General features: G+C 39.0%; 20 protein-coding genes. 6 read left to right on the forward strand and 14 right to left on the reverse strand.

What is annotated here, in order from left to right; translation table 11 throughout:
- Positions 1-2: 2 nt before the first annotated feature.
- From DSM03_RS10835 to thrA, 7 genes are all read right to left on the reverse strand, one after another.
- Entirely contained in the window at positions 3-2,978 is a 2,976-nt protein-coding gene (locus tag DSM03_RS10835; RefSeq protein WP_201740428.1) for an amidohydrolase family protein, read from the reverse strand.
- Between the two features lie 90 nt (positions 2,979-3,068).
- A complete protein-coding gene (locus DSM03_RS10840) occupies positions 3,069-4,142 on the reverse strand; it encodes a DUF3810 domain-containing protein (protein WP_128763164.1) in 1,074 nt (357 codons plus the stop codon).
- A gap of 7 nt (positions 4,143-4,149) precedes the next feature.
- Positions 4,150-4,959, reverse strand: coding sequence for a sugar nucleotide-binding protein (locus DSM03_RS10845; protein ID WP_128760536.1), 810 nt, complete (start codon positions 4,957-4,959; stop codon positions 4,150-4,152).
- Between the two features lie 36 nt (positions 4,960-4,995).
- A complete protein-coding gene (gene gcvT, locus DSM03_RS10850; RefSeq protein WP_128763165.1) occupies positions 4,996-6,078 on the reverse strand; it encodes a glycine cleavage system aminomethyltransferase GcvT in 1,083 nt (360 codons plus the stop codon).
- A 54-nt stretch (positions 6,079-6,132) separates the two neighbouring features.
- The gene (thrC, locus tag DSM03_RS10855; RefSeq protein ID WP_128763166.1) at positions 6,133-7,431 is read right to left on the reverse strand and encodes a threonine synthase; all 1,299 of its coding nucleotides are present in this window, start codon (positions 7,429-7,431) and stop codon (positions 6,133-6,135) included.
- An 87-nt stretch (positions 7,432-7,518) separates the two neighbouring features.
- A complete protein-coding gene (locus DSM03_RS10860) occupies positions 7,519-8,448 on the reverse strand; it encodes a homoserine kinase (protein WP_128763167.1) in 930 nt (309 codons plus the stop codon).
- 11 nt (positions 8,449-8,459) lie between these two features.
- Positions 8,460-10,898: a bifunctional aspartate kinase/homoserine dehydrogenase I gene (gene thrA, locus DSM03_RS10865; RefSeq protein WP_128760540.1), complete on the reverse strand. Its 2,439-nt coding sequence runs from the start codon at positions 10,896-10,898 to the stop codon at positions 8,460-8,462.
- A gap of 334 nt (positions 10,899-11,232) precedes the next feature.
- On the opposite strand from thrA, the gene DSM03_RS10870 reads away from it, so the two are divergent.
- Positions 11,233-12,765 carry an NAD(P)H-hydrate dehydratase gene (locus tag DSM03_RS10870; protein WP_128760541.1) on the forward strand — a complete coding sequence of 511 codons (1,533 nt, stop codon included), beginning with the start codon at positions 11,233-11,235 and terminating at the stop codon, positions 12,763-12,765.
- Positions 12,766-12,773: 8 nt separating this feature from the next.
- Here the strand turns inward: DSM03_RS10870 and DSM03_RS10875 are convergent, their stop codons facing one another.
- The 6 genes from DSM03_RS10875 to DSM03_RS10900 all read right to left on the reverse strand — a co-directional run bounded on the left by DSM03_RS10875 (position 12,774) and on the right by DSM03_RS10900 (position 18,139).
- Positions 12,774-13,289 (reverse strand): DUF6787 family protein, encoded by a 516-nt coding sequence (locus tag DSM03_RS10875; protein ID WP_128760542.1) that lies wholly within the window; start codon positions 13,287-13,289, stop codon positions 12,774-12,776.
- Between the two features lie 43 nt (positions 13,290-13,332).
- Positions 13,333-13,764: a DUF6146 family protein gene (locus DSM03_RS10880; RefSeq protein WP_128760543.1), complete on the reverse strand. Its 432-nt coding sequence runs from the start codon at positions 13,762-13,764 to the stop codon at positions 13,333-13,335.
- A 233-nt stretch (positions 13,765-13,997) separates the two neighbouring features.
- On the reverse strand, positions 13,998-14,633 hold the full coding sequence (locus DSM03_RS10885; protein ID WP_128760544.1) for a DUF937 domain-containing protein: 636 nt from the start codon (positions 14,631-14,633) through the stop codon (positions 13,998-14,000).
- Positions 14,634-14,749: 116 nt separating this feature from the next.
- The gene (locus DSM03_RS10890; RefSeq protein ID WP_128760545.1) at positions 14,750-15,703 is read right to left on the reverse strand and encodes a D-2-hydroxyacid dehydrogenase; all 954 of its coding nucleotides are present in this window, start codon (positions 15,701-15,703) and stop codon (positions 14,750-14,752) included.
- Positions 15,704-15,734: 31 nt separating this feature from the next.
- Entirely contained in the window at positions 15,735-16,799 is a 1,065-nt protein-coding gene (gene serC, locus DSM03_RS10895) for a 3-phosphoserine/phosphohydroxythreonine transaminase (protein ID WP_128760546.1), read from the reverse strand.
- 278 nt (positions 16,800-17,077) lie between these two features.
- The gene (locus DSM03_RS10900; RefSeq protein WP_128760547.1) at positions 17,078-18,139 is read right to left on the reverse strand and encodes an acyl-CoA reductase; all 1,062 of its coding nucleotides are present in this window, start codon (positions 18,137-18,139) and stop codon (positions 17,078-17,080) included.
- A 139-nt stretch (positions 18,140-18,278) separates the two neighbouring features.
- On the opposite strand from DSM03_RS10900, the gene DSM03_RS10905 reads away from it, so the two are divergent.
- The 3 genes from DSM03_RS10905 to DSM03_RS10915 all read left to right on the forward strand — a co-directional run bounded on the left by DSM03_RS10905 (position 18,279) and on the right by DSM03_RS10915 (position 20,294).
- Positions 18,279-18,629: a 4Fe-4S dicluster domain-containing protein gene (locus tag DSM03_RS10905; RefSeq protein ID WP_128760548.1), complete on the forward strand. Its 351-nt coding sequence runs from the start codon at positions 18,279-18,281 to the stop codon at positions 18,627-18,629.
- A gap of 151 nt (positions 18,630-18,780) precedes the next feature.
- Entirely contained in the window at positions 18,781-19,875 is a 1,095-nt protein-coding gene (ychF, locus tag DSM03_RS10910) for a redox-regulated ATPase YchF (protein WP_128760549.1), read from the forward strand.
- A gap of 239 nt (positions 19,876-20,114) precedes the next feature.
- Positions 20,115-20,294 carry a hypothetical protein gene (locus DSM03_RS10915; RefSeq protein ID WP_128760550.1) on the forward strand — a complete coding sequence of 60 codons (180 nt, stop codon included), beginning with the start codon at positions 20,115-20,117 and terminating at the stop codon, positions 20,292-20,294.
- Here DSM03_RS10915 and DSM03_RS10920 read toward each other — a convergent pair whose 3' ends face one another.
- Positions 20,295-20,702, reverse strand: a complete 408-nt coding sequence (locus tag DSM03_RS10920) for a glyoxalase (protein WP_128760551.1) — start codon at positions 20,700-20,702, stop codon at positions 20,295-20,297.
- A gap of 339 nt (positions 20,703-21,041) precedes the next feature.
- Here DSM03_RS10920 and DSM03_RS10925 point away from each other — a divergent pair, with 339 nt between their 5' ends.
- Positions 21,042-22,400: an NAD-dependent succinate-semialdehyde dehydrogenase gene (locus DSM03_RS10925; RefSeq protein ID WP_128760552.1), complete on the forward strand. Its 1,359-nt coding sequence runs from the start codon at positions 21,042-21,044 to the stop codon at positions 22,398-22,400.
- Between the two features lie 97 nt (positions 22,401-22,497).
- Positions 22,498-22,968, forward strand: a complete 471-nt coding sequence (locus tag DSM03_RS10930; protein WP_128760553.1) for a GNAT family N-acetyltransferase — start codon at positions 22,498-22,500, stop codon at positions 22,966-22,968.
- Positions 22,969-22,981 lie beyond the last annotated feature (13 nt).

Here is a 22,981-nt window from a genome sequence, read left to right on the forward strand (position 1 = left end):
AATTAGTTTAAGGTTTCTAATGTGTCACAATCTAAACGCTGTTTTTCATCTTTTTTAGCAGGCTGCGTTTTTAAACCTTTGTTCTTGGCACCTAGCATCATTGTAGTCAATTTGTTCTTTTTCTCAGCTATTTCTTGCTTCAATTCTTTATCTTTTTCAATATCAAAATAAACAACACCTTCTACTAAAGTCTTTTCAGCAACTGCACTTACAGACATTGGGTAGGTTGACCAAAGTACAAGATCGGCGTCTTTTCCTTCTTTAATACTACCGGTGCGGTTCTCTATATGTAACATTTTGGCCGGATTTAATGTAACAAACTTCCAGGCTTCTTCTTCAGGGACACCACCATATTTCATTGTTTTTGCAGCTTCCTGATTCAATCTACGGCTCATTTCTGCATCGTCACTATTGATTCCTGTTAAGACTCCCTGACTCCACATAATTGCTGCATTGTAGGGTATTGCATCATTAACTTCATATTTGTAAGCCCACCAGTCGCTAAAGGTAGAACCAGCAACACCGTGTTCTGCCATTTTATCTGCAACTTTATACCCTTCAAGAATATGTGTAAATGTGTTGATTCTAAAATCAAAGCTGTCAGCTACTTTCATCAACATATTGATCTCACTTTGCACGTAAGAATGCGAAGTAATAAAGCGTTCTGCATTTAAGATTTCAGATAAGGTTTCCATCTCATAATCTTTGCGAAAAGGCTTGCCACTATTCTTTCTATTTTGATATTCCCGGGCGCGCTGAAAATAATCTGTAAACATCTGCTGAACTCCCATACGGGTTTGAGGAAATCTGCTGTAGCTACCCCAATTGGATTGTTTTACATTTTCCCCTAAAGCAAATTTGATAAATTTGGCTTCGTCTAAAACCATCTCTTCAATACTGGAACCCCATTTGAGTTTCATTACTGCAGATTGACCGCCTATAGGATTAGCAGAACCGTGAAGTAACTGAATGGTTGTAACACCACCAGCAAGATCTCTATAGATATCTATGTCATCAGGATTCACAGCATCTTTCATACGAACTTCAGCTGAGGAGTTTTGACCCGACTCGTTAATTGAAAATGCAGCAATATGCGAATGTTCATCTATAATTCCGCTTGTTAAGTGCTTTCCTGTGGCGTCTACGGTCATTGCACCGCCGGCACTAAGATCTTTACCAACTTTAGCTATTTTTCCATTCTTTACTAAAACATCGGTTTCTTCAAGAATTCCTGCTTCTTCGTTTGTCCAGACAGTTGCGTTTTTAAATAAAATAGTTTTTGCTTCTGGCTTTTTATCATACCCGTAAGCAACATTAGGATAGGTGAGGGGTATAACTACTGGAGAAGTTTCTTCTTTATCATCGTTTTCGTTTTTCTTTTCTTCAGTTTCTGAATCAGCTTTTTTAGTAGCGGTAAAACTGGTTTCTTTTCCATCAGGAAGAATTGCTTTCCCACTCCAGGGAGTTGTCGCACTTACTTGTGTGATGATGCGTGTGTATTCTTTTGTGTCGGAATCAATACCGGTAAACATAACATTCAGCCATCCATCTGTGTAACCAATCTTTGAACCTAATTTGGTATCTCCATTTTTAACGGTTACCGAAGGTTTCTCGGTAGATTTAGAGATAGTCATTTCATAGGATTTGCCGCTTACATTCAAAGTGTAGCTCCCATCAATATCAATAACTGAAGCATCTTTAATTATGTTTTGAGAACCTTGAACCCAGTTTTCGTAAACTATAGATTCCTCATCAAAAATATTTCCTGAGGTTATCAGCAGATTTGCCCAAGCTCCTTGTTTTAAAGCTCCTAAAACGTCAGATTTGCCAAGTAATTCTGCCGGTATCGTAGTTAAAGCCTTTAATGCTGTTTCTTCTTTTAAACCGTATTTAAAGGCTTTACGAAGCATCGGAAATAATTCATCTGGAGACTTAAGGTCATTTGTTGTAATCGCAAACTTCAATCCGGCATCCTGTAGTTTGGCAGGATTGGTAGGTTCTTGATTCCATTCTAGCATTTGGCTTAAACTAACATAGTCAGCCTGATACGGATCTTCAACATCATAAGCATCTTGAAAATTTACAGGAATTATGTAAGAAGCTTGCGTAGCTTTGACTTCGTCAATACGCTTATACTCATCACCACCGCCTACAATGGTAAATGGAACTCCGGTCTCTTTAGAAAGACTGGCTATGCGTAAATCGTCATAAAGCCCATTACCCACAAAGATTTGCGGTAAATCCATATTTGCGTTTAATGCTTCAAGTGAAAGATCTCGAGTATCTACATTTCCTTTTGCATACCAATCTGCATCTACAAATACTTGTCTTATGAGTGCAGTAGCACCCATGATAGAACCTGGATACGATTGTTGTGAAAGATTACATTTATCAAAAGAAAAGAACTGAGCAGAGCGGGTATCTATCAAACGCTCAGCAGTATTTCCGTCAGAATTTAAAGCTACAAGAATACCATTACCTCGCGCAAGACCATCTGCTTTATGTGAACTCACTACACCAAAACCAGCTTTTAATAAGTCTTCAGCAGCTTTGTTGTCATATTTAAAATCGTTTAATGCATTTGTCTCTGCCCGTATATGATCATTCCAGTAATAACCGTCGCGTGTTGGTTCGTATTGAGGACTGCGACCGCCTCCTTGTCTTTTAGGAACTTCAACCCCAAATGTAGAATACATTTCAACGAACGAAGGATATATGTGTTTGTCTTGCAGGTCAATAACAACAGCATTTTTAGGAGCTTTTACAGATTTTCCTACCGAAACTATTTTGCCATCTTTAATGAGGAGGCTTCCGTCTTTAATAGTTTCTCCCGGAGAAGGATGCAGCGTTGCATTTTTAAAGAATGTGTAATTCGTGTTGATGGTTTTTACCCCATCGTTTACCGGAAAATATTCTTGTGCTGAAACCAGACAGAACATGAATAATAACCATCCGGTCAAGAATAGTTTTTTGTTCATAATTTAACTTAATTTAAGAGAATCCTTCTAAATTAAGTTATGGCTGGCTTCTTTAGGACTTTTTGAGCGTAATTAAGAAATTTTTAACGCTTAGAGAATTTGAGAATTTCCTTTAAAATAGTTTACAAGCAATGCAACAACATAGCTGTAGCTCTGCATACCAGCGGGTTGGTTATTGGCTTTAAGGTAGCCACCATAAAATTTAGCTAAAAGCGGCTCTAAGGGATTTTGATATTCAATCCAAAAATCTCGGGATTGGCGGTAGTTTGCGATTATACCGGGACGTATAATTTTAGTGAGTAATTCACCAGCGTCAGGATTACGGGCATACACATCATTAAGACAATAGCGCAAAGCAAAAATACAACCCGAATATTGAAAGTATGGATTGGGATTATTGGTGGTTGCCATTACTGCAATAAAATTGGCTTCATTTTCCTTAGCGAAACCCAGTTGATGCGCCTCTTCATGACAGCTTACCAGTGGCCAGCGATGAGCAGGTAGCAATCCGTTTACTTGACCTTCTTGCGAAATGGGATTGAGGTAGCCTCCGAAACCCATATAACTCAGCGGAAGTCGAAATAATGAGTTTTTAATACTTTTTGGTGTGTAGTCTAATTTCGGAAAATTGTTTTCTACGATCTCATAACCGTTAGGGGTTTCTTTGAAAATTTCATTTAGCGTGTACGGAAAATCGACAGGAAGGCTGTCGTTTTCTTGTAACTCCTTATGGAGTGCATTAGATCTTTTTATGAGTCTTTGGGTGAGACTTATCAATTCTTCAGTAGTGTATTCTTTATCTATATTTAAAGCTTGATGCAGTGGAAGCCGGTAATAATTTAAACCCCAAAGTAAATGAAAACTGAAGTAAATAATATTGGCAAAAAGAAGTCCTTCCGTTAGAAATTTTAAGCCGTTTCTAAAGCGTTTTCTAAATAGTTTTACGATGGAAAAAACAAGGTAGATTATAATTACAGCATACATCACATCTCCAAAAGAAAAGGGAATCCAGCCCAAAACATACCTAAATAATTTTGAAGAATACTGGTATAAACCATTGCTGTAATAGGTCTCAATAAACTGTGGAAAACGGGCTATGAATTTTAAAGCAACTACTTGTAGAATTAGTAAACCCGTATAAAGAAACAGTTTTTTGAGTTTCATATATTTTCTAATAAACCTGTGATTCAGCGACTACTTCTTCATTGGTAATACTCAAATGACCGGGTAATTTGTTGTCTTTTGGCAAAACAGCCAAATACCTATCAAAGTTAGATGTATAAACCAGTTTAAATTGCGGTTTGATTTTTAAGTCAAGTTTAGCAATGATTTCGTTAATAAATTCCTGATGATGAATGAGGTCATTACTGCCTAAGTGAAAGATTCCAAAACGCTTTCTGTTTATGATAAAATGTATTTGCTGCCCCAGCTTTCGGTCTGTGGTGGTATTCATAATTAAATGCGGAAAAACTTCAACTTGTTCCTGAAGTAAAACTGCATTTTTAATCTGTCTAATCCGTGGTGAATTAACTCCAAAAACCATAGGCAACCTGATGATTGCGTATTGTTCTTCCGGTAGGAAATTGAGTAAAAAATTTTCACAACGTATTTTTAACTTTCCATATTTACTCTCAGAAAGTGTTTTGTCAAACTCATAACTGGGGTAATTGGTAAAGGCATCAAAGACATTAGCTGAAGATAAGTAGATCACAAAAATACCGGTGCGCTGTGCAAAATCACACAAATCTTCATGCGCTTCAACCTGACCCTCAAAATCTCCTCTTAATGCAGAAATAACCAAAGTAGGTCTTACTTGATTCAGGACTTCATAAATACTGTCTTGTGTGACATCAAAATGAATGAAATGCTGATTGTCTGAATAAATTTTCCCCGTATGATACGTGCCATAGGTATCGTAGTAGCGGTGTAATTCTTTATACAGTGCGCCACCCAAGAAACCACTGGCTCCCAGAATTAATATTCTATGTGTATTTTGTGTAGGGATAAATTTTAAGTTTTAGCCTTTATAGAAAGGCAGTTTTACAACTTTAGCAGGTATGTTTTTATTGCGCACTTTGATGAAAATTTCAGTGTCAGTCTTTGCTAAATCTGTTTTGACGTACCCCAGACCAATACCTTTCGATAAAGACGGAGACATTGTCCCAGATGTAACTACGCCAATAATCGTATCATTTGCATCTGCAATCTCATAACCATGACGCGGAATTCCGCGTTCAGTCAATTCAAAACCTACGAGTTTGCGCTCAGGACCGTTTTCTTTTTCGGCCTTTAAAGCTTCAGAATTAACGAAGTCTTTAGTGAACTTCGTGATCCATCCCAGTCCGGCTTCAATAGGAGAGGTGGTGTCGTCAATATCATTTCCATACAGGCAATAACCCATTTCCAGGCGCAAGGTGTCGCGTGCGGCAAGACCTATGGGCTTAATGCCGAAATCTTTTCCGGCTTCAAACACTTTTTCCCAGAGTTGCTCTGCGTATTCGTTATGGCAGTAGATCTCAAATCCACCGCTTCCGGTATAGCCGGTTGCGCTGATGATCACATGGTCTATTCCTGCAAAAGGAGCTACTTCAAAATTGTAGAATTTAATAGCCGAAAGATCCGTGTCAGTTAGCGACTGCATCGCCTCAATAGCTTTTGGTCCCTGAATAGCCAGAAGTGAGAAGTTGTCTGAAATGTTTTTCAGTTCAACGCCGAATTCGTTATGGCTGCTGATCCATTCCCAGTCTTTTTCAATATTAGAAGCATTGACTACCAGCAAATATTCATTTTCGCGAATGTGGTACACAATTAAATCATCTACGATTCCGCCTTCATTGTTAGGTAGGCAGTTGTACTGGGCGCCGCCAACTTTTAGCTTAGCAATATCGTTGCTGCACACCTTTTGAAGCAAATCGAGTGCTTTTTCTCCAATTGCCAGAAACTCGCCCATATGCGAAACGTCAAAAACCCCGACGCCGTTGCGCACGGTTTCGTGTTCAGCATTTACGCCTTCATAAGAAACAGGCATATTGTATCCGGCAAACGGAACCATTTTAGCTCCAAGAGCTTCGTGTATTTTAGTAAGTGCAGTAGCTTTCATCTGTGATTTTTTAAGAGCACAAATGTATCAAAACTGCATTTAAAACGAGGGAGACTAGCCCAACAAAAAAGACTTAAATTCTTCGTAGTTTTTAATGGCCGTAGCGTGCTTTTCCTTATGCATAACTTCTTCAATTTGTGGGGGAATCGCAATTTCTGCATCAATCACCGGATTAACCACCGGTAAAAACTTCACCGGATGCGCGGTTTCTAAAAAGATTCCGTAGGCATCAGGATGGTCTTTGAGATAGTTTTTAAGTCCTAAATAACCTACTGCACCGTGCGGATCTGCAATGTACCCGGTCGCTTTGTAGATGTGCTGCATCGCTTCTTTAGTCTGCTCATCGTTGTAAGAGAATGATGATAATTTCCGCGAAAGGGCTTCGAGGTCGTTATTGAACAGTTTTTGAATACGGATAAAGTTTGACGGATCACCTACATCCATCGCGTTGCTTATCGTTGCGACTGAAGGTTTTGGTTTGTAAACCCCGGTTTTTAGAAACTCAGGTACGATATCATTTTGGTTTACCGAAGCCACAAAATGCCTTACCGGCATCCCCAGTTTGTGAGCCACCATACCGGCACAAATGTTCCCAAAGTTTCCGCTAGGTACTGAAAACACCAGTTCCTTCCCTTTAGATTTTGCTTGTTTGTAGGCAAATAGGAAGTAGAATAACTGCGGTAACCAGCGCGCGATATTAATCGAATTGGCTGAGGTTAGCTTACGTTTAGAAGTGATTTCTTCATCCAGAAAGGCGGTTTTTACCATAGCCTGGCAGTCATCAAAAACACCGTCGACTTCCAGCGCTTTAATGTTTGCGCCAAGTGTCGTCAATTGTTTTTCCTGAATGTCACTTACTTTTCCTGTAGGGTAGAGGATCACCACATCTACACCGTCAACATTTAAAAAACCACGGGCAACAGCGCCACCGGTATCTCCACTGGTAGCCACCAAAACCGTAACCGGTTCTTTAGTCTCTTTTTGAGCTGAAAAGTATCCCAGGCAACGTGCCATAAAGCGCGCACCAACATCCTTAAAAGCCATCGTTGGGCCATGAAATAATTCAAGGGTTGCGATGTTTTCTTCCAGTTCGACAACCGGAAAATCAAAAGAAAGTACATCGGCGATGATGTCTTTTAGATCTGCATCCGGGATGACGCCATCTACAAATTGATGGATTGCCTGAAAGGCAATTTCGTTGTTAGAAAGGCTCTCGATATTTTCAAAAAATGAGGCATTAAGGGGCTTGATTTCTTCTGGAAAATACAAGCCTTTATCCGGAGCAATTCCTCGTACAACTGCTTCCTCTAAACCTACTTCCGGGGTGTTTCCGTTTAAACTGTAATAGTTCATATTCTTATGGTATTCGTGCGGTAATTTTTTCTAAAAATTCACTTTTCCTACAGCTAGGAATATTTCCTAATGAGATGATTTTACCGGTTATTTTTGTTCTAAAATTCTATTTCCATGCTTTGAAACCGGAGAGACGTAACTCTCACACTTCATATTTTTTTCTTTCAGTGCCTTTTTTAATGCAAACTCTACAGCACCAGCATTTTGTAATCCTTTACTTAAGGTAAACATTGAAGGGCCGGAGCCGCTAATTCCAAACGCTAAACCGCCATTTTTAAGAGCAGTTTGCTTATAAAAATCAAAATCAGGAATCAGATTTTTTCGATATGGTTCTACCAAAACATCCTGCGTGCTTGATGCAATTAAACCGTAATCTGCTTCATATAATCCTGCGATTAAACCGGCCAGATTTCCGGTCTGTTTGATCGCATTTTTAAGCGAAACCTGCTCAGGTAAAATCTCCCGGGCCTCTTTTGTTTTGATGGTGATATGCGGATGAATTATGGTCACATATAGCTCTTCAGGAACCGGAAGTGAAACAATTCTTAAAGGCTCGTATCCGGTGATCAACGTGAAGCCTCCGTAAAGACACGGAGCAACATTATCTGCGTGTTCATTTCCGCTTGCAACAGCTTCTCCTTTCATCCCAAAAGCGGTTAGCTCCAGATTGCTCAAAGGGGTTTCTAAAAACTGATTGATACCGTAAACAATTCCTGCTGCACTTGCTGCGCTGCTTCCCACACCACTTCCTAAACGGATGTTTTTGTGAATCTCAATTTCAAAACCAAAATCAAGATTTAAAGCTTCGACCATTGCCAAACCGGCAACGCCAACAACATTTTCTTTAGCTTTATAAGGCAATTCTGCACCCGTAATTTTGGTGATTTTGATGCCTTTTTCAGGAACCTTGCGAATGACCATCTCATCGCCAAGACCGTCAAGTGCAAAACCTAAAACATCAAACCCGCAATTTACATTAGCCACCGTCGCTGGTGAAAAAACCCGTATTTCCTTCATCAGTTCAGTTTTTAAAACGTTGCTGTTCTAATGATGTCTGCAAACAATCCGGAAGCGGTTACATCTCCACCGGCTCCTGCACCTTTAATCTGCATCGGTTGCTCGGGATAACGATCTGTAAAGAACAACACGATATTGTCTGATCCTTTCAAATCGTAGAATGGATGCCCTTCGGGTACGCTTTGCAAACCTACGCTGGCTTTACCGTTGTCCAATTGCGCCACGTACTTGAGACGGTGGTTCCTGGCTTCGGCATCTGCAACCAGTTTTTCAAAATGCGCAGCATCTTTTTTAAGCGTTTCAAAGAAATGAGGCACATCGCTACTATTCAGGTTTTTCTCAGTAAGGAACGGCTCATTGGTTATATCTTCCAGATTGATTTTTAGTCCGCTCTCACGCGCTAAGATCAAAATCTTTCGGGCCACATCAACACCGCTTAAATCGATACGTGGATCAGGTTCTGTAAAGCCTTCAGCTTTTGCAGCCTGTACCACATCGTGGAAGCTTTCGCCCGATTTAAAATTGTTGAATACAAAATTCAAACTTCCGGAAAGCACCGCCTGAATGCGATTCACACGGTCTCCTGAAGCGATTAGGTTGTTGAGCGTGTCGATGATGGGTAGTCCCGCACCTACGTTGGTTTCAAACAATAAGGGTGCGTTATACGCGTTGCTCAGGCGTTTCAGTTCACTGTACTTAGCATAATCTGAAGAAGCCGCAATTTTATTACAAGCCACAACAGCCACACTTTGCTTCAGGTATTTGCCGTACATATCAGCAACATCTGCATTCGCCGTGATGTCCACAAAAATACTGTTACGTTGATTCTGGTTGACCACAGCCTCGTGAAAACCATCAAGTGTTGCAGGTTCACCGCCTTCCAATGCTTCTTTCCAGTTATTGAGGTCGATACCGTTCTCGTCAACAAGCATTTTACGCGAGTTACTCAATCCTAAGACACGCATATTGATGTTTAGGTTTTTCTTCAGGTAGTCTTGTTGCTGCTCTATTTGATTCAATAATTTTTCACCTACATTACCAACTCCAGTAATGAATAAGTTCAATTGCTTACGTTGTGCTTCAAAGAAACGCTCGTGAAGACTGTTTAGCGCCTTTTTAACGTCTTTTTGGGCGATAACCGCAGAGATGTTCTTCTCACTTGCTCCCTGTGCAATAGCGCGTATGTTTACGTTGTTTTTACCTAGGGTGCTAAACATCTTACCGCTGGTGCCCTGGTGACTTTTCATCTGATCACCTACCAGCGCAATGATGCTTAAGCCAATTTCAAGCGTTAACGGATCAATTTTATTCAAAGAAATCTCATACTCAAATTCCTCGTCAATTGCATTTTTGGCTTTACCGGCGTCTTCTTCCATCACACCTAAGCAAATGCTGTGTTCGCTAGAAGCCTGAGTGATCAGGATGATGTTGATTCCCTGATTGCTTAGGGTTTCGAATAAACGTTTGCTGATACCGGGTATTCCTACCATACCCCCGCCTTCTAAAGTAAGCAAAGCGATATTGTTGATGTTGCTTAACCCTTTTATAGGATTATCACTTTTTCCTTCTTGATTTTGGATGAGTGTTCCTTTGTCTTCCGGTTTCAACGTGTTTTTAATACGAATCGGGATGTTTTTACTCATCACCGGTACGATGGTTGGCGGGTATAAGACTTTCGCACCAAAATGCGATAACTCCATCGCTTCGTGATAGGAGATGTTATCTATAGGCTTAGCTTGTTTTACAATTTTAGGGTTAGCAGTGTACATACCACTAACATCGGTATAGATTTCTACTTGTTCCACTTCTAGAGCCGCCGCAACGATCGCTGCTGTAAAATCAGAACCTCCACGACCTAAAGTTGTGGTTTCTCCGCTTGCAGAACTGGCAATAAAACCAGGTAAAACGGTGATCTGTTGTTTTGCTTTAGCAAAGTAGTATTCCAGCTGACTGTTGGTTACTTTATAATTTACACCTGCCTTGGTATGCTTATCATTTGTAGTGATCAGGTCACGACTGTCTTTACGGGCTGCATCCAGACCTTTAGCATACATCGCACGGGCAATGATTGAAGAAGATAAAATTTCGCCAAAGGCTAAAAGCTTATCTATGGTTTTTGGCGAAAGTTCATTGATGAGATAAATTCCCTGTAACAGCGATTTTAAGTCATTTAATAAGCCTTCTATATCAGCAACAGCTTCTTGATCATTAGGAACAAGTTCCTTAATAAACTCGAGGTGTTTAGACTCTAATTCTTCAAAAACTGAAGTATAATCTTCTTTAGTACTGGCAAGAATACCGCTTTGCATCAATAAATCTGTAACTCCACCCAAGGCAGAAACGACAACAGTTATTTTTTGTTTTTCGGCACCTTTAGCGACGATATTGATGACTTGATTTATGTTTGCAACACTTCCTACAGAAGTACCGCCAAATTTTAAAACACGCATGGCTTTTGTGTTTGAAATGATTTAAAAATGAGTTGTTTTCGTGTAAACACGAGCAGTTGCGAAGTTATATGTTTATACAATACCCCAAAGGGGTAATAATAATGAAAGCGATCACGATACGAGTAGCCGTGATAGGAGATAAATATGTGTTTGTATTTGCTTTCATTGATACTTAACTGTTGCTGTCAAAAGTATTATTTTTACAGAGAAGCACAAGCCTGAGTAGGCATTTTTAAGGAATTATCAGGGATATCTTGTTTTACCGAAAATTCACTAATTAAATGCGCTCATCTTGCTTTTACTTACGAATTATCTAATTAACAGACATTTCCTTATGAAGATTCTTAGCAAAGATCAAATATATGCAGCTGATAAAGCTACCGAACAAGCAGAAGCAATCCCATCATTTAATTTGATGGAGCGTGCCGGGGGGTATGCATTTCAGTACATACATCAGCGATTGCAAGGACAACCGGTACAAATCAAAATCTTTTGTGGTATAGGGAATAACGGAGGTGATGGCCTTGTCATTGCCCGTAATCTTGTTGAGAACGGATATTCGGTTAAAACCTATATTGTGAATTATAGTGAGAACCGAAGTGAAGATTTTTTAAATGCGCTTGAAGAACTTAAAAAGAAAACTACAAAGTGGCCAGAAGTATTAAAGTCTGTAGGTGATTTTCCGGAGATTGCTCCAGAGGATTTAGTGGTGGATTGTATTTTCGGAATAGGCCTTAATCGTCCAGCTGATGCCTGGGTACAGCAATTATTTAGGTTGATTAATGAAAGCAGCGCATATACTTTGGCAATAGATATTCCTTCAGGGATGGCAATAGATAGGATCATTCCAGATTCTGATATTGTGCGCGCAACGGTTGTGCTTACCTTTCAAACACCTAAACTGGTTTTCTTTCTTCCGCAAAGTGGAAAATACATCAATAACTGGGAAGTTTTAGATATTGGTTTAGATCGCAATTATTTGAATTCAGTTAAGACCAAAGCCCAACTTATAGGAAAAACTGAAGCCCAACAAATGTATCGTCCACGTCAAAAGTTCAGTCATAAAGGGACGTATGGTCATGCATTGCTAATTGCTGGAAGTTATGGGAAGATGGGGGCAGCGGTTTTGAGCAATAAGGCCTGTTTAAGTTCTGGTGCTGGTCTTGTAACGGCATATAGTACTAGACAGGGTTTACCTATTTTACAGACTTCTGTACCTGAAGTTATGGTGGTTACTGATCGACATAACGGGGATTTTATTGAAGAAATACAGGTTGACCTGGATCCTGATGTAATCGGGATAGGGCCGGGCTTAGGTACGCATAAATCTACTCAAAAGGCGTTTGAAGACTTTTTAAAGGTAAATGAAACACCGCTTGTTTTGGATGCTGATGCGTTGAATATCCTTTCAGAAAACAAAGCTTTACTTGATCTATTACCTAAATACTCTATACTGACTCCACATCCTAAAGAGTTAGAACGTTTAATTGGGGATTGGAAGGATGATTTTGAAAAATTGGAAAAAGCTGAAGCCTTCTCAGCAAAATACGATTGTATTCTGGTTTGTAAAGATGCTCATACCATCGTGGTTTTTGAAGGAAATTATTATGTGAATTCCAGTGGGAATCCGGGTATGGCTACTGGTGGAAGTGGCGATGTGCTAACGGGTGTACTTACAGGATTGGTTGCCCAAGGTTACGATCCGTTAACGGCTGCTATTTTTGGTTCATTTATTCATGGGAGAGCTGCAGATATCGCCATTAATCATACCGGTTATGAAGGCTTAACTGCAGGAGTCATTGTGGAATTTTTAGGTCAGGCTTTTTTAGATTTATTCCATGAACCAGAGAAGCAACCTCAGAAGTAAACTATGAGTTATCGTGTAAACAGAAAACCCAATCCCATTCTGGAAAGCATTTTCTTTTCAAAAGCATAGAAGAATTGATATTGTCCAAAAATCCAGGCAACAATAAGTAGTAGAACCTGATAAATAGGAAAGATTATAAGAATGCGTAGTGGCCAATAGACCCACCCTGAAATTGAATCACCACCGAGACCAATAGCATTCATCACAGGACTTGATATTTTACCGGCAGTAGAACCGGTAATTGCAAAAACCATAAATACTGCTATAAATTGCCATCGATATTCTAAAATCCATCGATTTTTCAATTTTCTAAAGCAATACAAGCTGATTTTGAGTATCAAATAGGTAATAAGGATTGTCAGGGCAACTAAGTAGCCTGTATGTTGAATAGTGTCCGATTCAAAAAAGAAATCAAGTCTTGTAGCAATTAAATACCCGCAACCTAACGATAAGAGAATTCCTAATAGCGGATAAATGAGTTGCCAGTTTCGGGTGATTTCCCAGTTGTCTTTAAAGTTTTTCACAGGCCAAATATACTATTTAGAATTAAAGTAAATAGCTTTAATTCTAAATACGCGTTGGCACACTAAAACGTTGCTGGTATTTTCTGCTGAAGTATACAAAATAGTAATATAATTTGTAGTTTACTTCGTAGCCATAATCTACAGAGCTGTTGTAGTCTATCTGCTGTGGGTATAAATTGTTGTTGTATCTAAAAGGTTGATTTACCCGTTGATTATATTCTGGAACTAAAAATCTATTCTTGTTTTCGAGATAATTCTGAGCGTAAAAACCTTCAGGGCGAGCGATAGAATTTAAAAAGGTATTGTAGCCGGGTTCTATAATGATAATCTCGTATTCAAGACTGTCGTTAGCAATCCGTACGGTATCGTTTCCAGTGGTAGCTGGGTCTGTTTGTGTCATTGGTTTATCATTCTGTGTACTGGCACAACCGTAAACCAAAAACAGCGCAAAGAGGAAATATAGAAATGTCTTCATAGTATCTTTTCTTTTAAAGCTACAAAACTCTTGCCATATCCTATTTACAAAAAGACTTAAAAGAAATTTGAATTGATTTATTAAACTGAGTATGTCGAAACTAAATTACAGTTTGCATTTTGGTTTCGACAGGCTCAGTTTAACTAGATGATGGAGGTTTGAATGCTCCAAGTTGGCTTACTCTGAATTTAAAAAGAAATTTGTTTTCTATGTACGGGTAAGCACCAAAAAAATTACTTTCCAAAAAGTCCTCCTAGCATACCGCCCAGGCCACCTTTCTTTTTGTAAGAACCTAATACCATATCTGCAACGTCATCTAGAACACTTCCATCACCATCAGCATCAATAAGACTTTCGATTAAGCTTTGGTTTTCTTTAGGCTGACCTCCAAGCATACTTCCTAAGATTCCGGTTAATCCATCAGAATCATTAATGCCATTTTCTTTAGTCTGTTTTCCTATAATTCCTAAAAGAACCGGAGCAACAATTTTTAGAATTTGAGCAATTGTTCCCGCATCTAAACCTGTTTTTTGACTCAAGGTATTTTCAACAACCGGTTGTTTTCCGCCTAAAACATGGCTTAATATTCCGGCACCATCATTTATAACGCTTTGGTCTACGCTTCCGCCTCCAAGAAGACTCCTTAAATTATCCAGAATACCTCCATCGTGTTTTTCTGATAAAGCGCCCATGAGTCCCGAAGCACCCTCTGGGCTTGAAGCATTTTTTTTCATAGCTCCTAACAAAAGCGGCATTGCCATGCTTAAAACATCTGCGGTTTTGCTTTCTGAAGCTCCGGTTTGAGCACTCGCACCGCTAATCAATTGTTTACCTAGGTCACTATTTAATACATCTAATAATCCAGCCATTTTTTGTTGGTTTTAAGTTATTACGATAAAGATACATACTCGTGTTAAAGTTTTTAACTTTTGAGCATAAAAAAAGCCGAATGTAAATTCGGCTTTTGTGATTTATGATTTGATCCTTAACCTTTTAAGATTGAAGAAATCTGATCTGCAAGTTCAATACCTATACGATCCTGAGCTTCATTAGTCGCAGCACCAATGTGCGGAGATAAAGAAATCTTAGAATGCATTAGAATTTTAAGTTCAGGTTTTGGTTCGCTTTCAAAAACATCAAGCGCAGCAAAAGCTAGTTTGCCAGAATCTAATGCATCAATCAATGCGATCTCATCTACAACACCGCCACGAGCAGCATTTACAAGAGCAGCACCATCTTTCATTTTTTCTAATTCAGGTTTACCGATTACATATTCCTTCTGAGCAGGAACGTGTAATGTGATGAAATCAGCTTCCTGTAAAACTTCGTCTTTAGACTTGCTTTCAAATTTGAAAGAAACTTCCTGACCGTCAAAGAAATCAACTTTTACTTCAGCCTTTTCCATATAAGGATCAGAATAGATCACTTTCATACCTGCACCCAATGCAACTTTAGCGGTAGCCTGACCAATACGGCCAAAACCAATCACACCTAAAGTTTTTCCGCGAAGCTCAACACCTTTTGCATATGCTTTCTTAAGAGCGCCAAATTTAGCTTCACCTTCAAGCGGCATATTTCGGTTAGCATCATATAGAAAACGCACGCCACCATAAAGATGCGCAAAAACCAATTCTGCAACTGAAGCAGAAGAAGAGGCAGGAGTATTGATCACGCTAAGACCTTTGTCTTTTGCATACTGAACATCAATATTATCCATACCAACACCACCACGGCCTATCAATTTAAGGCTTGGGCAGGCATCAATAAGTTCTTTGCGAACCTTTGTAGCACTACGTACTAAAAGGGCGTCTATATTATTTTCGTTTATATACGTTTCCAGTTGCTCTTGGGCAACTTTTGTAGTAATCACTTCAAAACCGGCTGCTTTTAAAGCATCAACACCAGATTGAGAAATACCATCATTTGCTAAAACTTTCATGTTTTAAATTTTAGAATTTTATTTTGGTTTGTTAAGCTTTACGCTCTAGTTCGCTCATTACATCAACTAAGACACCGACGCTGTTTAATGGAAGTGCGTTATACATAGAAGCACGATAACCACCTACACTACGGTGACCGTTAACGCCGCTAATACCTGCCTCTTTAACCATAGTATCAAAAGTTTCTTTCAGATTATCTTCTGTCAAGTTGAAAGTTGCGTTCATAGTAGAACGGTCTTCCTGAGCTGCAAAACCTTTAAATAGCGGGTTAAGATCTATCTCAGAATAAATAAGCGTAGCTTTTTTCTCGTTTTCTTCTGCAGCTCCACTAATACCGCCTTTAGCTTTTAACCAGCGTAAGGTTAGTAATGATGTGTAAACAGCAAAAACAGGAGGTGTATTATACATACTACCTTTTGAGATGTGTTGCTCGTAGCTTAAGATATTTGGGATCTGGCGTGTTACTTTACCTAAGATATCTTCTTTTACTACAACAAGAGTTGTACCTGCAGGTCCCATATTTTTCTGAGCACCGGCATAGATGATACTGAATTTTGAAAAGTCTAATTCTCTAGAGAAGATATCACTACTCATATCTGCGATAAGTGGTACATCTGTATCAGGAATTTCTTTTAATTGTGTGCCAAAAATCGTGTTGTTTGTAGTAAGATGTAAATAGTCTAAACCTTTAGGAATATCAAAACCTTTAGGAATGTAGTTGAAGTTCTTGTCTTTAGAACTTGCAACTTCTACAACTTCTCCAAAAACTTTAGCTTCTTTAATAGCTTTGTCACTCCACGTACCGGTATTTAAATAACCAGCTTTATTCTCAAGCAAGTTATAAGCTGCCATCACAAATTGTTGGCTGGCACCACCTTGTAAAAAGAGTGCTTTATATCCTTTACCTTCTAGGCCCAAAAGTTCAAGAGCAAGTTCACGTGCTTCTTCCATCACGTCAACAAAATCTTTACTACGGTGTGAAATTTCTAGAAGAGAAAGATCAAGATTGTTGAAATTTAATACTGCGTCAGAGGCCTGCTTTAGTACTTCCTGCGGAAGGATACTTGGTCCGGCACTGAAATTATGTTTTTTCATGGATTGAATATTTGGTCTGCTAATTTTGGTTTTATTGGCATCGCCAAAGGGTTTAATACCCCGAAGCTTGCCTCGAAATAGAAAATTTGTTTTTAACAAATGCCTTGTGGGATTGCCCCTAGGTATTTTAATCTGTTGGAAAATTACAGCTTTTAGAACAGAATACATAAGATTCCAAGCTTATATATAATGCTGAAATAGCGTTGTCAAAAAGCCATGCAAAGATGCTTAAAAGAGAGCCAATTCAATCTGATAAATCAATAAATTATTGATAAATTCTAACTAATTTTTAATAAAAACGCAACAGTATCTACACCGTCTGCATAATCATTAAGTTTTGGTTGCTGGGCATTTCCATAAGAGATTTCATTTTCTGAAAAACCGTCTGCAACAACACATTGAATTTCAGCTTCTCGCTCATTTAAAAATGTGTTTAGTTTTTCCTTCGTATCGTAGCGCTCATAAAATACGACCGAAATGGGAGAGGAGAAGTTCTCATCTTCTTTTAAGATCATAAATTCATTATCCAGAATGGGGAAGAGGCTCATCAAATAAACCGCCTTATTATAGTCATAATTATTCGCGTATTTATGATGATTGATGATGTCTTTATGTTCAAACATCGCTTTAAAAAACGCATCAAAATTATAGTCTTCGGGAACAAAAAGCTTAGAAACGCTGCGACATCCCATCCCAAAATACCTAAAAATATCAGTTCCTAAACCCACCAGTTGTTCGTGGGTTTCATTTCCGCTTAAAACCGCCACTGCATTACGGTTTTTACGAATGATATTGGGTTTGTTTTTGAAATAGAACTCAAAATACCGCGCTGTATTGTTGCTGCCGGTAGCGATCACAGCATCAAATTGAGGAAGGCGCTCCTGAGTAAAAGTGATTGAGTCTTTAAATTGTGGTTCAAGCTGTATCAGCACTTTTGCAAGAAAAGGGAGCAATAACTGATCATCACTAGACAATTTAGCAATGATCTTATGCCCGGTGATCAAAACACTTAAAAAGTCGTGAAACCCTACTAACGGCAGATTTCCCGCCATAATAACGGCTACTTCTTTAGTTTCGGTTTTAGTGATAGCGTAAGGTGATAACCAGTTGTTGAGTGTCTCAGAATTAAGATTTTCAGACCAGCTCGTCAAAGCTTTTCGTGTATTTTCAGTTGAGAACCAGGCGTTTTGCCGTTTTGCGGTTTCAATAACAGCGTGTAATTCTTCTTTTAAACTATCAAAATCGTCTAATTGTAAATCGGTTTTTTCGGCATTAGCCACAAAATCCTTTAAAAATTGTCCGAGGTTTGAGAATGCAGTAATTCTTTGGTTTAAATCCATAAATGGTTTGGTAGAGTTATACTCAGGTCTTAATTTTACGCCTTAAAAGTTTTAAGCCTATTTAATTAGTAGGTTTTATTATTTACTTTTAAAGCGCGCTTTGAAGCGTCAAAATTACGGATAAGAAAACGATTATACTATGGCAATTATAATAACCGACGAATGCATTAACTGTGGGGCTTGTGAACCAGAATGCCCTAACACAGCTATTTATGAAGGAGCAGATGACTGGCGCTATTCTGACGGGACTGATCTTGAGGGTAAAGTAGTGTTACCTAACGGAAAAGAAGTAGATGCAGAAGAAACTCAAGAGCCTATTAGCGATGAGGTCTATTACATCGCACCAGATAAATGTACGGAATGTATGGGCTTTCACGAGGAACCTCAATGTGCTGCTGTATGTCCTGTAGACTGTTGTGTGCCTGATGAAGATCACGTAGAAACTGAAGAAGAACTTCTGGGAAAACAAGCATTTATGCATCATAACTAGAATTTTCTATCAACTATAAATTAGAAAAGCCCGGTTTTTACCGGGCTTTTCTATGTAAAATAGGGTGTGAATCTGCTGTATATAATGTTTTCTTTTAACGTGTTTTGTTTTAGATAAGCTTCCTATATTTGCGCCTCAAAATTCTGAAGCCATGAAAGCAGGTATTGTAGGATTGCCTAACGTAGGTAAATCAACTCTTTTTAATTGTTTGTCTAATGCAAAGGCACAAAGCGCAAACTTTCCATTTTGTACCATTGAGCCTAACGTAGGCGTGGTAAATGTACCCGACCCGCGTTTAGCTAAACTAGAAGAACTGGTAAATCCTGAGCGTGTAGTTCCTGCTACTGTAGATATCGTAGATATTGCCGGTTTAGTAAAAGGAGCAAGTAAAGGGGAAGGTCTGGGGAATCAGTTTTTAGCAAACATTAGAGAGACCGATGCTATTTTGCACGTATTGCGCTGTTTTGATAATGACAATATCGTACACGTTGATAATAGTGTAGATCCTGTAAGAGATAAGGAAACTATAGACATCGAGTTGCAGTTAAAGGATCTGGAAACGGTAGAAAAAAAGCTTGAGAAGGTAAAAAAAGCATCTCGTACGGGTAATAAAGATGCTCAGAAAGAAGAAGCGGTTTTGGTAACAATAAAAGAGTCTTTAGAGCAGGGTATCTCCATTCGCGCTATTGAATTTTCTGATGAGGATTATGCAGAATTTGTAAAGCCTTTGCAGTTTATTACTGATAAACCGGTGATGTATGTTTGTAATGTAGATGAAGGTGCTGCTGTAAGCGGAAATGAATATGTTGAAAAAGTACGAGAGGCGGTTAAAGATGAGAACGCAGAAGTTTTAGTTCTTGCTGTAGGTACTGAAGCTGATATTAACGAACTTGACGATTATGAAGAGCGCCAGATGTTCTTACAGGACATCGGCCTTGATGAGCCGGGTTCTGCAAAACTCATTCGTGCAGCGTATAAATTATTGAAACAACAAACTTACTTTACAGCGGGTGTAAAAGAAGTACGGGCGTGGACGACCAATATAGGTTCTACGGCACCACAGGCAGCCGGTGTGATTCATACCGATTTTGAAAAAGGATTCATTCGTGCTGAAGTTATTGGTTATGAAGATTTTGTGAAATTTGGTAGCGAAGCTAAAGTTAAAGAAGCCGGTAAAATGGGTGTAGAAGGAAAGAATTACATTGTTAAAGACGGCGATGTGATGCACTTCTTATTTAATGTATAATTCAGTTGACGGCCTGCGGTTGGCAGTAACACTTTAAAGAATATAAAAATCCCTTTGTACGTGGTTCAAAGGGATTTTTTTTGTGAAATGTTTTTTTTGTATGTCTAACTTTTTATTGTCACTTCCAGTGAATTAAACGTCACAAAGCGAAATTCTTGTCAAAATTGTTTGTTTATTTAAAGGATGAATGTGGAGAAAAAGTCTTAAATTAAAGACAGATTGAACCTTAAAACATAACTATGAAATCTAAGCAAAAATGGTATAATCGATATATCGTGGGTTACTTGTTAATACTAGTTCCTCCACTTGGGCTTTATGGGGTATATAGAAGTGAAACCATTTCAGATAAATGGAAAAAAGTCACCTTTGCAGCTTTTGCTCTTGCAGTAGTTGGTGGGGTTGTAATACACTCCTTTTGATTACACCACCATTTCCTTTTCGAGTAACTGGATATTACTCTGAATACGTTCGCGTACCAGATTCATCATGCGTTTATTAAGCGCAGACGAATTTTGAATATAGGTTCGGTATTCGTCAACTGTGAACTGGCCAATTACCATCCCCTTTAAGCTGTTTCTAAACTTGATGTCCTTTTGAATCGCATTGGCGATGTATTCCATTCGACGTTCAATAGTCAGATTGTAAAACACATTTTTGTGCTTGGTGATGTAATTGCGAAAAGCTTCTACCAGTAAGTCATTTTGCAGTTTAACCACGGGTCTGAGTGAACCGTTCTGAAATTGCTCATCAGCACTCATCGTGTCGTTAACACGGGCAGAAGGGATTTCAGGTCTTAATGCGATCAATTGGGAATCTCGGGTTTCCATAACATGAAGTTTTTTAAAATTACAATTATATAAGACGCTTCAAGAATGACTCCAAAAGAGTTGTAAACGACTTATAAACATTTACTCGATATTCGAGATTTAAATGCTCCGAGACTTGTCTCATTCTAAAAAGATTTTGTTCCGTTTAGTGCATCGCAAGCTTGCCCCGAAGTAGTCTTCGCGCTAAATAATACTTAGGTTCCTTTCCTTTGAAGGGAGGATCCGGATGCTATGTTATCGAATCGCTTTTTAAATTATCTCACCGTTAAAGTGCTCTTAATCCAGCTCTTGCTTTAGCCTGAGCTTGCTAACTTTAAAGAAATTTAGTTTACAAATATCATGATCAAGTCCATAAATCCATACAATCAGCAAGTTGTATTTGAAACCAAAGAACTCACCAAAAAAGAAACCGAAGAAGCCATAGATGAAGCGCACAAGCGTTTTTTATCCTGGCGGAAAACTTCGTATTCAGAGCGCAGTAAACTGATGCACGCAGCAGCAGCTGAACTCAAAAAGAACAAGCAGGAATATGCAGAGACGATGACTTTAGAAATGGGGAAACCTATTGCACAGTCCATCGCAGAGATCGAAAAATGTGCCTGGGTTTGTGAATATTATGCAGCGCATGCTGAAAGTCATCTGGCCGATAAAACTATCAAAACCGATGCGGCAGCAAGTTATGTAAGCTACGAACCCCTAGGTGTTGTGCTTGCTGTAATGCCCTGGAATTACCCTTTTTGGCAGGTTTTTCGCTTTGCGGCACCAGCATTGATGGCGGGAAACATCGGTATTTTAAAGCACGCCAGTAATGTGATGCAGAGCGCGATTAATATTCAAAAAGTGTTTGAACGCGCAGGTTTTCCTAAAGCTTGTTTTACCAATTTGCCACTGAGCAGTTCTAAGATCGAAGCGATCATCAAAAACCCTAAAGTAAAGGCTGTTACGCTTACCGGTAGCAAACCAGCAGGTAGCGCTGTGGCTTCAACTGCCGGAAATGAAATCAAGAAATCGGTTTTAGAATTAGGCGGAAGCAACGCACTTGTGGTATTTGAAGATTGTAATCTGGAAGAGACCCTTAAAACTGCTGTGCAGGCACGTTTTCAGAATACCGGGCAAAGTTGTATTGCAGGTAAGCGTTTGATTTTACATAAAAATATAGCGGAAGCATTTACCGAGAACTATGTAAAAGCTGTGCGTGAACTCAAGAGCGGTGATCCTATGGATGAAAACACGTATATAGGTGTGATGGCGCGTCCTGATCTTGCTGAAGAATTAGAAGCGCAGTTGAAAGACAGTGTAAATGCGGGTGCCGAAGTTTTAATAGGAGGGAAGCGAAACAACGCTTATTTTGAACCAACAGTAGTGACGGGTGTAACTCCGGAAATGTCTTTGTTTAAAGAAGAAACTTTTGGTCCTGTAATAGGTATTACCACTTTTGAAACCGAAGAAGAAGCGGTTGATTTGGTTAATCAGTCTGAATTTGGTTTGGGGGTTTCCATTTTTACAGAAGATATGGAGCGTGCCAAAAAGCTAGTTCCTTTATTTGACGACGGAGCAGTTTTTGTAAACGAGTTGGTAAAGAGTGATCCGCGCCTGCCTTTTGGCGGAACGAAAATATCCGGTTATGGTCGTGAACTTTCAGCAGACGGTATTCAGGAATTTGTAAACCGAAAAACGGTTTACTTTAATAAATACTAATCATATCAGGTGTCGTCGAGAACTATAAAATTTGAATGTTGACGCTTGAGTTTTAAATAACTCACTATTTTTAAAAAAATAACGAACAATCCATTCTATGCCCGAAATTAATATACGTCGTGTCACTAAGGAAGATACCGACTTTATTTTAAGCTTATTGCCCAGTCTTACCGATCCTGAATTACCCCATTGGCGAGATCCAGATGTAATGCTGGATATTGATCAGCGGATCTTGAAATCTGAAATTCAGGATGGGAGTGAAGACAATGCTATTTTTATAGCAGAAGATAGCGAGACTCAAAAGCAACTCGGTTTTATTTTTCTTGAAATAGGTACTGACTATTATCATAGAGAGCCTCACGGTCATATCGCAGACATTATTGTTGCTCCAGATGCTCGCGGCCGCGGAATAGGCAAATTGCTCATGAATAAAGCAGAAGCGTGGACAAAGGACTGTGGCTACAAACTGCTTACACTAAATGTTTTTGATGACAATAAAAAGGCCCGCAAGCTCTACCAGTCTTTAGGTTTTACGCCAGACTTAACAAAATATGGAAAAATATTATAGCTTGATTAAAAAT

This window comes from Leeuwenhoekiella aestuarii, assembly GCF_004104055.1.
In the GTDB taxonomy this organism is placed as follows: domain Bacteria; phylum Bacteroidota; class Bacteroidia; order Flavobacteriales; family Flavobacteriaceae; genus Leeuwenhoekiella; species Leeuwenhoekiella aestuarii.

What these genes read in the sequence shown, in the direction of transcription:
- DSM03_RS10900 (WP_128760547.1), bottom strand. Translation starts at nt 18,139, where the DNA reads ATGGATTTAAACCAAAGAATTACTGCATTCTCAAACCTCGGACAATTT.
- DSM03_RS10890 (WP_128760545.1), bottom strand. Translation starts at nt 15,703, where the DNA reads ATGAAAGTTTTAGCAAATGATGGTATTTCTCAATCTGGTGTTGATGCT.
- DSM03_RS10870 (WP_128760541.1), top strand. Translation starts at nt 11,233, where the DNA reads ATGAAGATTCTTAGCAAAGATCAAATATATGCAGCTGATAAAGCTACC.
- DSM03_RS10860 (WP_128763167.1), bottom strand. Translation starts at nt 8,448, where the DNA reads ATGAAGGAAATACGGGTTTTTTCACCAGCGACGGTGGCTAATGTAAAT.
- DSM03_RS10835 (WP_201740428.1), bottom strand. Translation starts at nt 2,978, where the DNA reads ATGAACAAAAAACTATTCTTGACCGGATGGTTATTATTCATGTTCTGT.
- DSM03_RS10920 (WP_128760551.1), bottom strand. Translation starts at nt 20,702, where the DNA reads ATGGAAACCCGAGATTCCCAATTGATCGCATTAAGACCTGAAATCCCT.
- thrA (WP_128760540.1), bottom strand. Translation starts at nt 10,898, where the DNA reads ATGCGTGTTTTAAAATTTGGCGGTACTTCTGTAGGAAGTGTTGCAAAC.
- ychF (WP_128760549.1), top strand. Translation starts at nt 18,781, where the DNA reads ATGAAAGCAGGTATTGTAGGATTGCCTAACGTAGGTAAATCAACTCTT.
- DSM03_RS10840 (WP_128763164.1), bottom strand. Translation starts at nt 4,142, where the DNA reads ATGAAACTCAAAAAACTGTTTCTTTATACGGGTTTACTAATTCTACAA.
- DSM03_RS10925 (WP_128760552.1), top strand. Translation starts at nt 21,042, where the DNA reads ATGATCAAGTCCATAAATCCATACAATCAGCAAGTTGTATTTGAAACC.
- thrC (WP_128763166.1), bottom strand. Translation starts at nt 7,431, where the DNA reads ATGAACTATTACAGTTTAAACGGAAACACCCCGGAAGTAGGTTTAGAG.
- serC (WP_128760546.1), bottom strand. Translation starts at nt 16,799, where the DNA reads ATGAAAAAACATAATTTCAGTGCCGGACCAAGTATCCTTCCGCAGGAA.
- DSM03_RS10885 (WP_128760544.1), bottom strand. Translation starts at nt 14,633, where the DNA reads ATGGCTGGATTATTAGATGTATTAAATAGTGACCTAGGTAAACAATTG.
- DSM03_RS10880 (WP_128760543.1), bottom strand. Translation starts at nt 13,764, where the DNA reads ATGAAGACATTTCTATATTTCCTCTTTGCGCTGTTTTTGGTTTACGGT.
- DSM03_RS10915 (WP_128760550.1), top strand. Translation starts at nt 20,115, where the DNA reads ATGAAATCTAAGCAAAAATGGTATAATCGATATATCGTGGGTTACTTG.
- gcvT (WP_128763165.1), bottom strand. Translation starts at nt 6,078, where the DNA reads ATGAAAGCTACTGCACTTACTAAAATACACGAAGCTCTTGGAGCTAAA.
- DSM03_RS10930 (WP_128760553.1), top strand. Translation starts at nt 22,498, where the DNA reads ATGCCCGAAATTAATATACGTCGTGTCACTAAGGAAGATACCGACTTT.
- DSM03_RS10905 (WP_128760548.1), top strand. Translation starts at nt 18,279, where the DNA reads ATGGCAATTATAATAACCGACGAATGCATTAACTGTGGGGCTTGTGAA.